Consider the following 14,296-nt stretch of genomic DNA (forward strand, 5'->3'; position numbering starts at 1 on the left):
GTGGTCTTGACGGTGAACAGGGGGGGTGACGCGCACGATACCGACTTTGCCGGCGGGCAGGCCGATACGGTCGCGCGCGCCTGGAACACGGTGCGGACACATCTGCGCGAATCGGCCGGGGTGCGGTTGTTCGATCAATGGCTCAAGCCGATCGCGCTTGTCGCGGGCGGGGACGGCGAGACGGTACGGCTGACGCTGCCGTCGGCGTTCATGACGAACTGGGTGCGCAACCATTACGGCGACCGGCTGCTGCAGGAATTCCGCGCGCTGGTGCCGAGCGTCCGCAGCGTGGCGATCGAGACCGGGATGGCGGCGGCGCCGACGCCCGTGCTCAAGGCCGAGCCAGCGCCCGCGCCCGTCGCGCCGGCCGAGCCAGTGGTCATCGCCGACCGTCCGACGCTCGATCCGCGCTTCACCTTCGACCGCTTCGTCGTCGATGCGTCGAACCGCGTCGCGTTCAACGCCGCCAAGGCGCTCGCCGAGCCCGGCGTGCCGCGTTTCAGCCCGCTCTTCCTCCACAGCGGCACGGGGCAGGGCAAGAGCCACTTGATGCACGCGATCGGCGCTGCCTACCTCGCGGCAGTGCCCGAGGCGCGTGTGCTGATGATGTCGGCCGAGCGCTTCATGTTCGACTTCGTCCAGGCGCTGCGCAGCCGCGACACGCACAGCTTCAAGCTGCGGCTGCGCTCGGCCGATCTGCTGCTGGTCGACGACCTCCAGTTCATCGCCGGCAAGGATTCGACGCAGGAAGAGTTCTTCCACACGATCAACGAAGTGATGGGTGCGGGCAAACGCCTCGTCATCTCGGCCGATCGCTGCCCGCAGGGGCTCGACGGGGTCGAGGCGCGGATCATGTCGCGGCTGTCGTGCGGCCTCGTCGCCGATATCAAGAATTCCGACCTGGCGCTGCGCCGCGCGGTGCTGACCCGCAAGCTGCTCGACATGCCCGGCGCGAAGGTGCCGGGCGACGTGCTCGACCTGCTCGCCGCGCGCATCACCGCGAGCATCCGCGACCTCGAGGGCGCGCTCAACCGCGTCGTGGCCTATGCGCAGCTCACCGGGGTCGAGGTCGATCTCGAATTTGCCGTGGCGACGCTTGGTGACGTGCTGCGCGGGGCGGAACGCCGCGTGACGATCGACGAGATCCAGAAGGCGGTCTCGGCGCATTTCGAATTGAAGCCGGTCGATCTGGTGTCGGCGCGCCGCGCGGTGGTGGTGGCCCGCCCGCGCCAGATCGCGATGTACCTCGCCAAGCGGCTGACGACGCGCTCGCTCCCCGAGATCGGGCGCAAGTTCGGCGGGCGCGACCATTCGACCGTGATCCACGCGGTCCGCCGGATCGAGGAACTGCGCGACACCGATCGCGAGATCGACACCGCGGTGCGCGTGCTGCTGCGCGAGCTCGAGGGATAGCGAGCGCGCCGAAATTCCGGTATGGCCAAGGCCGTATTCGGAGACAGGCGATGCAGTTGGCGAAGTGGGGCGACGACTTCGCGGTCCGTTTGCCCAAGGAAATGGTCGAGGCGCTCGCGGTAGAGCTTGGCGAGGAGCTCGATGTGCGGGTTCAGCTAGACGGGTCGATCCGCATTTCGCGCAAGATGACGCCCGAAGAGGCGATCATAGGTCTGCGGCAGTTTCGGGGGATGATGCCCGCGGACTTCAAGTTCGACCGTGACGAAGCGAATGCCCGGTAGCTTTTTCGACAGCAACGTTCCGCTCTATCTCGCTGCGGGCACGTCGCCAAAAGCCGATCGCGCCGAGTCGCTCCTGTCGAAAGGTGGTGTGATCAGCGTTCAGGTCCTGAACGAGATCGCCAATGTCGGGCTCCGCAAGTTCGGGATGTCGATGGCCCAACTCGACCTATTCCTAGCCGGGATTCGCGGCGCGATGCGAACGATCCCGGTTTCGATCGAGATTCACGAATTGGCGCTGGAAGTCCGCGAACGGCACCGTTTTGCGTTTTACGACTGCGCGATCGTCGCCGCGGCGCTGCTCGCCGACTGCGATACCCTGTGGTCCGAAGACATGCACGACGGCCTCGTCATCGACCGCCGCTTGACGATCCGCAACCCGTTCGCCGCTTAGACCTGCAGCCCCACCGCCGCCTGCGCCTTGGCGAGCGTCGGCGCCGCCAGCACTGCCGCGCGCGCCGCGCCGTCGGCGAGCACCGCGCTCACCGCCGCGCGATCATCCAGCAACGCCGTCAACCGCTCGCGGATCGGCGACAGCGTCGCGACCGCCAGATCGGCGAGCGCAGGCTTGAACGCGCCGAAGCCTTGCCCCGCGAACTGCGCCAGCACCGCGTCGGGCGTGCTCCCTTCGAGCGCTGCATAGATCGTCACGAGGTTCTTCGCCTCGGGCCGATCGGCGAGCCCCGCGACCTCGCCCGGCAGGCCGTCGGCATCCGACTTTGCCTTGCGGACCTTGCTCGCGATCAGCTCGTCCGAATCGACCAGGTTGATCCGCGACGCATCGCTCGGGTCCGACTTCGACATCTTCCCGCTCGCATCGCGCAAGCTCATGATCCGCGGCGCGGCCTTCGAGATGAAGGGTTCGGGCAGAGTGAAGGTGTCGCCGTAATCGCTGTTGAACTTGACCGCGATGTCGCGCGCGAGCTCGAGATGCTGCTTCTGGTCCTCGCCCACCGGCACGTGCGTCGCCTGGTAGAGCAGGACGTCGGCGGCTTGCAGCACGGGATAGGTGAACAGCCCGACGCTTTGCGTCTCGCCCTTCTTGCCGGCCTTGTCCTTCCACTGCGTCATCCGGCTGAGCCAGCCCATCCGCGCGGTGCCGCCAAGGATCCAGTGCAGCGCCGAATGCGCCGGCACGCGTGCCTGGTTGAACAGGATCGAGCGCTGCGAATCGATCCCGCACGCGAGCAGCGTCGCCGCCATCTCGGTGGTGTGCGCGTTCAGCTCAGCCGGCACGACCGGCTGCGACAGCGCGTGCAGGTCGGCCAGGAAAAACAGGCATTCGTCGCCCGCCGCCATCGTGTCCTGCATCGCCACCCACTGGCGGATCGCGCCGAGATAGTTGCCGAGGTGGAGATTGCCGGTGGGCTGGATGCCGGAGAGAACGCGCATGGGTTATTCCTGAACGGGTTTTGAGGTCGCGCCGCGCTTGCGCAACAACGCCTTGATGTCGGCGATGCGATACGCGCCGGTGACGAAGCACGCCACGCCATAGACCGCACCGCCCGCGCCGACCAGCACGCCGAGCGCGCCGTAGCGCACGATCAGCGGCCCGGTGAGATACGGATCGAGCAATTGCTCGAACGCGTAGATCGTCGCGCCCATCAGCAGCGCTGCCAGCAGCAGCCGCGGCACCTTGCGGCGCAGCCCCGCATCGGCGACGAAATGCCCGCGCACAGCGAGCGTGCGGTAGAGCATCGCCACGTTGACGGTGGAGGCGAGCGCGGTCGCCAGCGGCGGGCCGACATGGCCGATCAGCGGGATCAGAATGAGATTGCCGACGATATTGACCCCGATCGACAGCATCGCATAGCGCACCGGCGTCCGCGTATCGCCGCGCGCGTAATAGCCCGGCGTCAGCACCTTGACGAGCACGTACGACGGCAGCCCGATCGAGAAGGCGCTCAGCGCCCAGCCGCAGCGCTTGGCGTCCATCGCGCCGAACTTGCCATATTCGAACAGCCCGCGGACGATCGGCTCGGCGGCGACGAGGAAGGCGATCGTAGCGGGGAGCGTGAGGAACAGCGCAAGCTCGATCCCGCGATTCTGCGTCTCCATCGCCGCCGCGTCCTGCCCCGACGACAGCAGCCGCGAGATCGTCGGGAGCAGGATCGTGCCGAGCCCGATCCCGATCAGCCCGAGCGGGAGCTGGTTGAGCCGGTCGGCATAATAGATGTACGTGATCGAGCCCGACGCCAGCAGGCTGCCGGCGAGCGAGGTCGAGATCAGCAGATTGATCTGCGACGCGCCCGCGCCCGCCGCGGCGGGGACGATCAGCCGCAGCATTTCGCGCACATCCTTGTCGAGCCGCGGCATCCGCAGCCGCATGTCGACCCCGGCACGGTGGCACGCGAGGATCAGCCAGGCGAGTTGCAGCACCCCGCCGACCGTGACCGAGATCGCCTGGACGCGCGCGGTCTCATATTCGTCGGCGCCGTGGAAGAACCACAGGCCGCCGATCATCGCGAGGTTGAGCAGGATCGGCGCGGCGGCATTGACCCAGAATTTGTCGAGCGAGTTGAGAATCCCACCGAGCAACGACGCGAGCGAGATCAAAGCGAGATAGGGCAGGGTGATCCGCGACAGCATGACCGCGAAGGCGAATTGCGCGTGGCTCGGATGCTGGCGCGCGAACCCGCCCGACAGCAGATAGGTGATCGGCCAGGCGGCGAGCAACATCGCGACCGTGAAGACGATCAGCACCGGCAGCAGCACGGCCAGCGCGCGCTCGGCAAAGGCATAGCCGGCGGGGAGGCCCTCGGGCCCCGCGGCCTTCTTGTTGAACAGCGGGATGAAGGCGGCCGAGAAGGCGCCCTCCGCGAACAGCGCGCGGAACATGTTGGGCAAGCGGAAGGCGACGCCGTTGAAGGCATCCGATGCGAACCCCGCGCCGACATAGCGCGCGGCGAGCGAATCGCGCAGCAAGGCGAGCACCCGGCTGACGAGCGTCAGCCCGCCGACCGAGCCAAGGGATTTGACGAGGTTCATTGCGTCATTAGCCCGACAACCCTTTTCGTCACCCCGGACTTGTTCCGGGGTCCACCGGGCCGCGCGCCGATCGGCGGAGAGTGTGCGGCGCGGTGGACCCCGGGACAAGCCCGGGGTGACGCGGCAAGATTATGCCGTGCCGAACGCGCCCGAGGCTTCGCCGGCTTCCTGCTGCTGCAGGAACACCGCGCCGAAATCGATCGGCTCGAGCAGCAGCGGCGGGAAGCCGCCGTCGCGGACAGCATCGGCGAGCACGCGGCGCGCGAACGGGAAGATCAGCCGCGGCGCTTCCGCCAGCAGGAACGGCTGGAGATGCTCGAGCGGGAAATTGCGCAGCCCGAACAGCCCGGCATAGGAAAGGTCGACGAGGAACGCGACGGTGCCCTCGGCCTCGGCCTTCACTTCGATCCGCAGGACGATTTCATAGACGTCCTCGCCGACCTGCGCCGAGGCGATGTTGAACTGGACGTCGATCGCCGGCGGCGTCGGGTTCTGGAAGATCGCCGGGGCGTTGGGGTTCTCGAACGAGAAGTCCTTGACATATTGCGAGATCAGACCCGCCGCCGGGGTCGTATCGGCCCCGTTTGCCAACGGCGCGCCGTCGACCGTGGTGGTGATGAAGCCGTCATCCTGCTCGCTCATGGAACTCGTCCTTGCTTTGGCCGTATAGTCGCCACAGCGTTGTGGCATGGAAGGCGCGCGCCTAGCAGGGGGTGGGACCGAGTTCAACCGAGGCCCCACGGCTTTGACAGGCACCGCGTACAATCACGTCGTTTGAAACAGCGGCGGTTTATGCCTATGTAGCGTGTCTAGTGAAAGCCCTGGAGGCCGCGTGTTCCTGATTGTTATCCTCGCGATGGTCGCCGGTTTTCTGGCGCTGCGTCTGTACATGGTGCTCGGCAAGCGCACCGGGCATGAGCAGCCCTTGCCCAAACCCGCCGAGGACCGCGCGCCGCTGACGCTGGTGCAACGCCCGACCGAAATGCCCGGCGAAAGCCGCGAGCCGGTCAGCCGGCTGGTCGAGCCCAAGGCCGAGGCCGGCATCCGCGCGATCATCGCGGGCGACTCGTCGTTCGACGTGGCGCGTTTCCTTGATGGATCGAAGGCGGCGTATCGCATGATCCTCGAGGCGTTCTGGAAGGGCGACGAGGAAGAACTCGCCTGGCTCGCCGAGGACGATGTGCGCGAGGCGTTCGTCGCTGCGATCGAAGCGCGCAACACCGCGGGCCATGTTCTTGAAAATCGTCTGGTCTCGATCGAACGCGCGGTGATCTCCGACGCGACGCTCGAGGGCAAGGTTGCGCGCATCACGGTGCGCTTCGACGCCGATATCGCCGCGGTCACGCGCGATGCCGAGAACACCGTCATCGCCGGCTCGATGAGCGACGCGGTCGAGACGCACGACGCCTGGACCTTCGCGCGGACGCTCAAGAGCAGCGATCCGAACTGGAAGCTCGCCGACACCGACGAGGCGTGATCCCGGTGCGGGGGGACGTTCGGGTTTCGCTTTCCGGCCTTCGGTACGGAAAGTCCGTTGGCGTAACCGCGTTGGCGCTTTTCCTCGCGGCCTGCGGCGGTGGGCAAGTCGAACGCCCCCGCGCTATCGGCAACGGGCAGACTCCCGTCCGGCGCCCCGTACCGGCAACGCCGATCGCTCCGACCCAGGCCGTCACCGCGCCCGGGCCGACCGCGCGTAGCGCGGGCGTCATCGCCGGGCCGCCGCTCTACAGCTTGCCGATCGACGATGCGCAGGCCGAGCGCGCGCTCGTCGCCTTCCGCGCGACTTGCCCCTCACTGCAACGCCGCACCGACGCCACGGGCCTGACGCAGGGCGCCGACTGGCAGCCAGCGTGCGCCGCCGCGCCAAGCGTCCGTTCCGGCGGGGCGCGCGCGTTCTTCGCGCAATATTTCGAAGCAGTCCAAGTCGGCGACGGCAAGGCGTTCGCGACGGGCTATTACGAGCCCGAGATCCGCGGCTCGCGCGATCGGCGACGCGGGTACGAGGTGCCGATCTACGCGCGTCCGTCCGACCTCGTCGATGTCGATCTCGGCCTGTTCAGCGATACGCTCAAGGGCAAGAAGATCCGCGGTCGTGTCGCGGGCAAGAGCTTCGTCCCCTATGACGATCGCACCGCGATCGAGCAGGGCTCGCTCGACGGCCGTGCGCCGATCATCGCCTGGGCGGCCGATCCGATCGAACTGTTCTTCCTGCAAGTCCAGGGCTCGGGCCGGCTGCGGCTGCCCGACGGATCGGTGATGCGGATCGGCTATGAGAGCCAGAACGGCCGCGATTACACCGGCATCGGCGCGCTGATGAAGCAGCGCGGGCTGCTCGCGCCCGGGCAGAGCTCGATGCAGGGCATTGTCGGTTGGCTGCACGATCATCCCGAAGAGGGCCGCGCGATCATGCGCGAGAATAAGAGCTACGTGTTCTTCCGCGAACAGACCGGGCCGGCGCTCGGCGCGCTCGGCATTGCGGTAACGGGCGGGGTGAGTGCTGCGGCTGATCCACATTTCGTGCCGCTCGGCGCGCCGGTTTTGCTGTCGATGGACCGCGCCGATGCGAGCCGCTTGTGGATCGCACAGGATACCGGCGGCGCGATCAAGGGCGCCAACCGGATCGACACCTTCTGGGGCGCAGGCGCCGATGCGGCGGCGACGGCGGGCGGAATGGCGGCGCGCGGCACCGCGTTCCTGCTGCTGCCGGTCGGCACGCTGCAGCGCCTGGGTGCTGCGACGGCGGGCTGACAGGGGTGGGATCGCGCCCGCTCCGTCCCGAGGAAGCCGCGCTGTGGGCGCGCGTGATGGCGGGGGTCCGCCCGCTGCGCGCGGTCGCGCCCGCCGCCAAGGCGGTCCCGGTCGCGCCGGTCGAACGTCGCCCCGTTCCCGCGATGCGCATCCCCGAAAAACCTCTCCCATCGTTCGGCGCGTTGCTCGGCAAGGGGACGGTCGGCTCGGTCCCGCCGCTCGGCCGCAAGGGCATTTCGATCGCCGCGCCCCCCAAGCCGCCCGGCAACACGCTCGATGGTAGCTGGGATCGCCAGCTGTCGCGCGGGCTCGTCTCGCCCGACCGCACGATCGACCTCCACGGCCACACGCTCCATTCGGCGTATGACCTGCTCGACGCCGCGCTCGATGCCGCGATCCGGGCCGGCGACCGCGTGATCCTGCTCGTCACCGGCAAGCCGCCGCGTCCGGCGAGCGAACGTCCGCATGCGCGCGGTGCGATCCGCGCGGCGACGGGCGACTGGCTCGCCGGATCGCGCCACTCCGCAGCGATCGCTGCGGTGCGCGGGGCGCATCCGCGGCATGGCGGGGCGGGGGCTTTGTATATTGTCCTCAAGCGTTTGCGGGCATCACAAAACTCTTAACCTTTTGCTGCGAAGGTCCTGCCAAGCCCGCGCAAACGATCGGGTCAGGAGTCGCGCACTGCTACAATGGACGAGGTCACGCTCAAGAGTCGCGCGGTCGTTTTTGCGATTTGCGCCGGGGCTGTCGCCTTCTTCCTCGCGGTGCTTGCGACGTCGGCGGGGGGCGTCCAGCTCGATAATCTGACGCGGGCGTTGATCCCGGCGGTGGTCTGCGCGGCGATGTGCTGGGCCGCGGCCGAGCGCAGCATCGCAGGCACCGCCGGCGCGATCGACGCCGCGATCGAACGGCTGGCGCATGCCGCCGAGGGCGACCTCGCCAGCGCGATCCCGCCCGAGATCGGCGAGAACGTTCCGCAACTCGCGCGCGCGATGGAAAGCCTGTTCACGCAAATGACCGCGCATCTCGACGGCGTCCAGCGCCTGGCGATGTTCGATCCGGTGACGGGCCTCGCCAACCGCAGCAACTTCCGCGCGACGTGCGAGCGAATGCTCGCGACGCCGCCCGCGACCACGCGGGACACGCGCGGTGGCCTGTTCTTCATCGATCTCGATCGCTTCAAGGTGGTCAACGATACGATGGGGCATGCCTGTGGCGACGCATTGCTCGGCATGGTGGCCAATCGTCTGCGCGCCGTTGCCGACAGCATCGCCCGCGAGCCCGACGGCGTGCCGCCGCTGATCGGTCGGCTTGCCGGCGACGAATTCACGATGTTCTTCCCCGCGATCGGCGCGGCCGGCGATGCCGCGAAGATCGGCTGCGACATCCTGCGCGCGCTCGCCGAGCCGTTCGACCTGGGCGGCGCCAACGTCTCGATCGGCGCGTCGATCGGCATGGCGCTGTGCCCCGAACACGGCGTGACGCTGACCGAGCTGATGCGTGCCGCCGATGCCGCGATGTACCATGCCAAGGGCAGCGGACGCGGGCGCGCCGAACCATTCAGCGTCGAGCTCGCCGCGCGCATCGCCGCGCGCGCGACGCTCGAGGGCGATCTGCGCGAAGCGATCGACCGCGACGAATTCGCGCTCGTCTTCCAGCCGCAGATCAGCGTCGATCACGGCCGGATCGTCGGGGCCGAAGCGCTGCTCCGCTGGCGCCACCCGCGCGAGGGGATGCGCTTGCCGCTGACCTTCCTCGATTGTGCCGAGGAGACCGGGATGATCGTCGATATCGGCGACTGGGTGGTCGATTCGGTCGCCGCGACGATCGCGCGTTGGGGGCGGATCGGGATCGAGCAGCGGCTTTCGGTCAACGTTTCGCCGCGCCAGATCGATCATGCGCGCTTCTTCCACGGGCTGCGCGCCGCGCTCCACCGCGCGCGCGCCCCCGCGCATCTGCTCGAGCTCGAAATCAGCGAGACGCTGGCGATGCAGTGCAGCGACGACGTCCTCGATGCGATCGTGCAGCTCCGCGCCGCCGGCGCGACGATCGCGATCGACGATTTCGGGACGGGCTATTCGAACCTCTCGCGGCTGCGCGCGCTGCCGATCGACCGGATCAAGCTCGACCGCAGTCTGGTCGCGCCCGTCGCCGACGATGCCGCCGCGCGGATGATCGCGCAGGCGGTGGTCGGCGTGATCCACGCGCTCGGCTGCGAGGCGGTTGCCGAAGGGGTCGAGACGCAAGCGCAAGTCGATATCCTGCGCATCATCGGCTGCGACGTGATGCAGGGCTATGCGATCGCCGCGCCGATGGAGGAATCGGCGTTCGTCGCGTGGAGCCGCGGCAGCGTGCGCCGCGCGGTCGGCGATGGTGCGGTCCTGGCGGGGGTCGGCTGGCGCGGCTGACGGCGCGTGCCGCTCAGCGTTTCACGCCGCGCAGCATCTGCCACACCTTCATCCCGCCGGTCGGCTTGGCGACGCCGTCGAGCCGCTCGGCGCGGACGATCGTGACGGGCTTGGCCATCATCTGCCCCTTGAACGCACCGTCGCCGCCGGGCAGCGTCGGCCGCGCGAGCATCCGCTTGACCACATCCATCCCGACGATCACGCGCCCGAACGCGGCATAGCCGATGAACCCCGGCCGTGCGTCGAGCGAGGGATTGGCGCCCACCATGATCGAGAAATTGCCTGACCCCGAATCGCTGCGCTCGTAGCGCGCCATCGAGAGCGTGCCGTCGAGATGCTTGATCCCGGTCTTGTTGGTCGGCTCGAGCGGGACGACGCCGAGCATGCGGTGCGAATCGGTGCCGATCCCGCCCTGGACGAAACCGGTGTTCGGCGCGGTCTTGCGCCGCGTCGCGCGGTAGAAGCTGGTGCCCTCGAAGCGGCCGTCATCGACATAGGCGAGGAAATTGGCGACCGTCCCCGGTGCGTGCCGCGCATCGAGCGCGACGACGATCGGCCCGGCCGCGGTGACGAAGCGCACGCGGACCACCGCTGGCTCGCGCGGCGCGGCTGCGGGGGAGGTACCCGCAGCGATCCCCGTACCTGCCATCGCCAGCGCCAAAAAACTCGTTCGAAACCGCATCGCATCCAACCTTGTTGTCGCTCGCCCGCGCGGCGCGCGCCGAAACCCTGGCGATACAGCGCGCTGCGACGTGCGCAACCGTCGCAGGCTGCATGGTGCCCGGCGCTTGGTGAACGCCCCATAAATGGCGCATTCCAGACCCGTTCAGGCCGACTCGCCTACAGCTTGCAACAAGCTAGCCCGCTGATGCGTTATTTGGCGATGCACGGGGAATGCTTGGAATGAGGAGATACGAGATGAACCACCTGATGAAGAAGATCGGTCTCGGCCTTGCCCTTGGCGCGACCGCATTGACCGCAGCAGCCCCCGCCGAAGCGCAGCGCTGGGGCGGCTATCGTGGCCATGGCGGCTATTATCGTGGCGGCGGCGGTGGCGGGACCGCGATCGTCGCCGGGATTGCCGGCCTCGCCGTCGGCGCAGCGCTCGCGTCGAACTCCAACCGTGGCTATTACCGTGACCGCGGCTATTATCGCGATGGCTATTACAATGACGGCTATTACCGCGATCGCGGCTATTACAGCGGCTATTATGCCGAGCCGGTCTACGAGCAGCGCTGCTTCATCGAGCGTCGCTGGGATGGCTATTACGATCGTCCGGTCAACGTTCGCGTCTGCCGCTAAACTGGCGACTGCGCGAGGCGATGCGGCGCGGGACTTCGGTTCCGCGCCGTTTTCGTGTCTGGCGTGGGGGCGATTTTTCCGTCATGAGCCCGGGGTATGACCGATACAGATCAGACCCCAGACCGCCTGTCCTCCAACCCGCGCAGCCCGCATTATGACGAGGCCGCGCTCGCACGCGGGATCGGCATCCGCTTCAAGGGCCAGCAGCGCCACGACGTCGAGGAATATAGCCGTTCCGAGGGCTGGATCCGCGTCGCGCTCGGCAAGAAGGTTGATCGCCACGGCCAGCCGCTGACGCTCAAGCTGTCGGGCGAGGTCGAGGCGTGGTTCGAGCGGCCGGCCGAGGGTGCTGAGGAAGCCTCAGCGTAAGACGACCCCGCCGTCATCCCCGCGAAAGCGGGGATCCCGCTTCTTGTCCTGCCCGAGAAGAAGAAGCGGGACCCTCGCTTTCGCGAGGGTGACGGGGTTCGATCAGTGCACGAAACGCGCGACCACGTCGCGATACGAGCGCGACACCTTCACCTGCGCGTTCGACTGCAACACCAGGAAACACTCGCCATTGGTGTGCGGCTTCACTTCCTTGACCAGATCGAGATTGACGATCGTCGAGCGATGCACGCGCTGGAACCGGCGCGGATCGAGCCGCTTCTCCAGATCCTTCATCGTCTCGCGCAGGATCAGCGTGTTGTCGCCGGTGTAGATGCACATGTAATCGCCCGCGGCATCGATCCGCTCGATCGTGTCGACATCGACGCGGAAGATCTGCCCGCGATCCTTGATGTTGATCAGCTTCTCGAAGCGATTGGCCGAAACCTGCTCGCCGCCATCGGCCAAGTTCTCGACCGAATCGGGCGCGATCTCGGCGATCACTTCCTTCAAGCGGTCGACTTCCTCGACCCCGCGCTTCTCGGTCAGCCGCTGGCGCACCCGGTCGAGCGTGTCGGCCAGGCGCGATTCCTCGACCGGCTTCATCAGATAATCGACCGCGTCGGTCTCGAACGCCTTCAGCGCATGGTCGGAATAGGCGGTGACGAACACGAATAGCGGCGGCTCGACCTCCATCAGCCCCTGAACGACCGAGAAGCCGTCGAACCCCGGCATCTGGATGTCGAGAAAGACCAGATCGGGCTTGTGCGTCTTGATCGCACGGATTGCCTCGCGACCGTTCATGCAGGTGTCGACGATTTCCACGTCTTCATGCGCGGCAAGGCGCAGCGCGAGCCCCTGGGTAGCTAGTTTTTCGTCATCGACGAGGATGGTGCGGATCGTCATGCAAACTCTTTCTTCGGTTCCTCGAGCTGGAACGGGATTTCAATCTCGACCCCGAAACCGCCCCCCGGGATCGATCGCGTCTCGAATTTGTGGTCCGGCCCGTAAGCCTGGGCCAGCCTCTCCCTGATATTGGCAAGGCCAACCCCGGTTGAAAGAGCCTGGCTTGGAGAAACGCTCTGCCGCGCCTTTGTTTCGTTCAAGCCGGGGCCGGTGTCGGATACGACGATCTGCACCCGATCCCCGGTGAGCCGCGCGGTAACGGCGATTTCGGCGCCATCTTCCTGCGGGGTCACCGCGTATTTGATCGCGTTTTCGACGAGCGGCTGGAGCAGCAGCGACGGCAGCCGCGCCTTGGCGACGCGCACATCGACGTCGAAGGTCGGCCGCAACCGCTCCTCGAAGCGCATCTTCTCGATCTCGAGATACAGTTTCAGCGTCTCGAACTCCTGCTGCACCGTGACGTGCGCGGTCGGCTCGTTGGCGAGCGTGTAGCGCAGGAACGACGACAGCCGCCCGAGCATCGCATTGGCGCGCTCGGTTTCCTTGAGCAGCACCAGCGTCGAGATCGAGTTGAGCGTGTTGAACAGGAAATGCGGGTTGAGTTGATAGCGCAGCATCGCGAGCTGCGCCGAGGATGCGGTGTTCTCGAGTGTCGCGAGCTGGTCGATCTGGTCCTCGACGATCAGATAGAAATTGATCCCGAAATAGAGCGCGGTCCACCCCGCGAGCACGGTGAAGTTGAGGAAGATCGTGCCGAGCACCAGGCTGATGTTGAGCCCCGGGCTCTGCAGCTTGATGAACGAGAAGGAGAAGGCGTCGAGCACCGCGTAGAGCAAGGTCGCGGCGGCGAGCGTGATGATCGTCAGGATCGCCATCGCGAAGCGCGGCTGGCGGCGGTAATAATGGTACACCGTCGCGAGCAGCAGCGTGATGCTGTAGCCGACGATCGACTCGATCACGACCGGCACCACCACCGACACGTCGGCGGCATTCGACACGCTCGAGACGCCGCGGAGGATGAGGTAGCCGGTCCAGCCGGCCGCTTGCAGCGTCCAGAAGGCGCGGCCCTTATCCTCGAAGAAGGGCCGCGAGAAGATCGCGGGTCGGGTGAAAAGCGGCATCCGGCCGTCTTAGCCCGGCTGGGCGCGTTGCGCAAAGCACCCGTCACCCCGGGCTTGTCCCGGGGTCCACCGCGCCGCATATTCCGCGGGCTGTGTCCACGAGGCACGGTGGACCCCGGGACAAGCCCGGGGTGACGATAACACCGTGGAGAGCATCATGAACGACCAGCCCGACCGCGCGCAATTCACCGCGATGGAGCACGGCACCCAGGCCGACTGGAGCCTGATCGCCGGCCATTTCGGCCAATTCGCCAGGACGCTCCCCAACCGCGTGCTGACGCACCTCAAGCTGCTCGACGGCGATTATGGCGGCTTCCCGGTCGACCGGCTCGAACATTCGCTCCAGACCGCGACGCGCGCGCACCGCGACGGGCGCGACGAGGCCTATGTCGTGATGGCGCTGCTCCACGACATCGGCGACACGCTCGGCACCTACAACCATCCCGAGATCGGCGCTGCCATGCTGCGCCCGTTCGTGTCGGAGCAAATCCACTGGATCGCCAACACGCACGGCGTGTTCCAGGGCTATTACTTCTTCCACTATATCGGCGGCGACCGCGACTTGCGCGAGCAATATCGCGGGCATCCGCATTTCGAGGCGTGCGCCGAATTCTGCGAGAAATACGATCAGGCGGCGTTCGACCCGACCTATGACAGCGCGCCTTTGTCGTTCTTCGAGCCGATGGTCGGCCGCGTCTTCGCGCGCCCGATTCAGTCGCTCTACGCCAAGGCCGCAGCGGAAGCGTGAGGCCCAAACGAAAACCGC

16 protein-coding genes are annotated in these 14,296 nt (G+C 67.2%); 10 read left to right on the forward strand and 6 right to left on the reverse strand.

Features of this window, described 5'->3' with window-relative positions; all coding sequences use genetic code 11:
* Positions 1–12 precede the first annotated feature (12 nt).
* From dnaA to E2E30_RS00015, 3 genes are read left to right on the forward strand one after another with little or no spacing between them, the layout of a single operon-like run.
* Positions 13–1,413, forward strand: a complete 1,401-nt coding sequence (dnaA, locus tag E2E30_RS00005; protein ID WP_133186068.1) for a chromosomal replication initiator protein DnaA — start codon at positions 13–15, stop codon at positions 1,411–1,413.
* A gap of 50 nt (positions 1,414–1,463) precedes the next feature.
* Positions 1,464–1,694, forward strand: a complete 231-nt coding sequence (locus tag E2E30_RS00010) for an AbrB/MazE/SpoVT family DNA-binding domain-containing protein (RefSeq protein ID WP_133186070.1) — start codon at positions 1,464–1,466, stop codon at positions 1,692–1,694.
* The gene (locus E2E30_RS00015; RefSeq protein WP_133186072.1) at positions 1,684–2,085 is read left to right on the forward strand and encodes a PIN domain-containing protein; all 402 of its coding nucleotides are present in this window, start codon (positions 1,684–1,686) and stop codon (positions 2,083–2,085) included. The genes E2E30_RS00010 and E2E30_RS00015 overlap by 11 nt, the downstream gene beginning before the upstream one ends.
* Here the strand turns inward: E2E30_RS00015 and trpS are convergent.
* The 3 genes from trpS to secB all read right to left on the reverse strand — a co-directional run bounded on the left by trpS (position 2,082) and on the right by secB (position 5,321).
* Positions 2,082–3,083 carry a tryptophan--tRNA ligase gene (gene trpS / locus E2E30_RS00020; RefSeq protein WP_133186074.1) on the reverse strand — a complete coding sequence of 334 codons (1,002 nt, stop codon included), beginning with the start codon at positions 3,081–3,083 and terminating at the stop codon, positions 2,082–2,084. The two genes, E2E30_RS00015 and trpS, sit on opposite strands and share 4 nt — an antisense overlap.
* A gap of 3 nt (positions 3,084–3,086) precedes the next feature.
* Positions 3,087–4,679, reverse strand: a complete 1,593-nt coding sequence (murJ, locus tag E2E30_RS00025) for a murein biosynthesis integral membrane protein MurJ (RefSeq protein WP_133186076.1) — start codon at positions 4,677–4,679, stop codon at positions 3,087–3,089.
* 129 nt (positions 4,680–4,808) lie between these two features.
* Positions 4,809–5,321 carry a protein-export chaperone SecB gene (secB, locus tag E2E30_RS00030; protein WP_133186078.1) on the reverse strand — a complete coding sequence of 171 codons (513 nt, stop codon included), beginning with the start codon at positions 5,319–5,321 and terminating at the stop codon, positions 4,809–4,811.
* A gap of 190 nt (positions 5,322–5,511) precedes the next feature.
* On the opposite strand from secB, the gene E2E30_RS00035 reads away from it, so the two are divergent.
* The 4 genes from E2E30_RS00035 (at position 5,512) to E2E30_RS00050 (ending at position 9,835) form a co-directional block, all read left to right on the forward strand.
* The gene (locus tag E2E30_RS00035; RefSeq protein ID WP_133186080.1) at positions 5,512–6,156 is read left to right on the forward strand and encodes a Tim44/TimA family putative adaptor protein; all 645 of its coding nucleotides are present in this window, start codon (positions 5,512–5,514) and stop codon (positions 6,154–6,156) included.
* A 71-nt stretch (positions 6,157–6,227) separates the two neighbouring features.
* A complete protein-coding gene (mltA, locus tag E2E30_RS00040; protein ID WP_335925414.1) occupies positions 6,228–7,427 on the forward strand; it encodes a murein transglycosylase A in 1,200 nt (399 codons plus the stop codon).
* A gap of 56 nt (positions 7,428–7,483) precedes the next feature.
* On the forward strand, positions 7,484–8,050 hold the full coding sequence (locus tag E2E30_RS00045; RefSeq protein WP_133191843.1) for a Smr/MutS family protein: 567 nt from the start codon (positions 7,484–7,486) through the stop codon (positions 8,048–8,050).
* Between the two features lie 66 nt (positions 8,051–8,116).
* Positions 8,117–9,835 (forward strand): putative bifunctional diguanylate cyclase/phosphodiesterase, encoded by a 1,719-nt coding sequence (locus E2E30_RS00050; RefSeq protein WP_133186082.1) that lies wholly within the window; start codon positions 8,117–8,119, stop codon positions 9,833–9,835.
* A gap of 13 nt (positions 9,836–9,848) precedes the next feature.
* Here E2E30_RS00050 and E2E30_RS00055 read toward each other — a convergent pair whose 3' ends face one another.
* Positions 9,849–10,484: a peptidylprolyl isomerase gene (locus E2E30_RS00055; protein ID WP_240698986.1), complete on the reverse strand. Its 636-nt coding sequence runs from the start codon at positions 10,482–10,484 to the stop codon at positions 9,849–9,851.
* A 269-nt stretch (positions 10,485–10,753) separates the two neighbouring features.
* On the opposite strand from E2E30_RS00055, the gene E2E30_RS00060 reads away from it, so the two are divergent.
* Together E2E30_RS00060 and E2E30_RS00065 are read left to right on the forward strand one after the other, a co-directional pair.
* The gene (locus tag E2E30_RS00060) at positions 10,754–11,137 is read left to right on the forward strand and encodes a hypothetical protein (protein WP_133186086.1); all 384 of its coding nucleotides are present in this window, start codon (positions 10,754–10,756) and stop codon (positions 11,135–11,137) included.
* Positions 11,138–11,233: 96 nt separating this feature from the next.
* Positions 11,234–11,506 (forward strand): DUF3297 family protein, encoded by a 273-nt coding sequence (locus E2E30_RS00065; protein WP_133186088.1) that lies wholly within the window; start codon positions 11,234–11,236, stop codon positions 11,504–11,506.
* A gap of 102 nt (positions 11,507–11,608) precedes the next feature.
* Here the strand turns inward: E2E30_RS00065 and E2E30_RS00070 are convergent, their stop codons facing one another.
* Positions 11,609–12,409, reverse strand: coding sequence for a LytR/AlgR family response regulator transcription factor (locus E2E30_RS00070; protein WP_133186090.1), 801 nt, complete (start codon positions 12,407–12,409; stop codon positions 11,609–11,611).
* The gene (locus E2E30_RS00075) at positions 12,406–13,530 is read right to left on the reverse strand and encodes a sensor histidine kinase (protein ID WP_133186092.1); all 1,125 of its coding nucleotides are present in this window, start codon (positions 13,528–13,530) and stop codon (positions 12,406–12,408) included. The genes E2E30_RS00070 and E2E30_RS00075 overlap by 4 nt, the downstream gene beginning before the upstream one ends.
* Positions 13,531–13,687: 157 nt before the next feature.
* Here E2E30_RS00075 and E2E30_RS00080 point away from each other — a divergent pair, with 157 nt between their 5' ends.
* Positions 13,688–14,278, forward strand: a complete 591-nt coding sequence (locus E2E30_RS00080; RefSeq protein ID WP_133186094.1) for an HD domain-containing protein — start codon at positions 13,688–13,690, stop codon at positions 14,276–14,278.
* Positions 14,279–14,296: the final 18 nt, after the last annotated feature.

It is taken from the genome of Sphingomonas sp. AAP5 (assembly GCF_004354345.1).
Lineage (GTDB): Bacteria > Pseudomonadota > Alphaproteobacteria > Sphingomonadales > Sphingomonadaceae > Sphingomonas > Sphingomonas glacialis.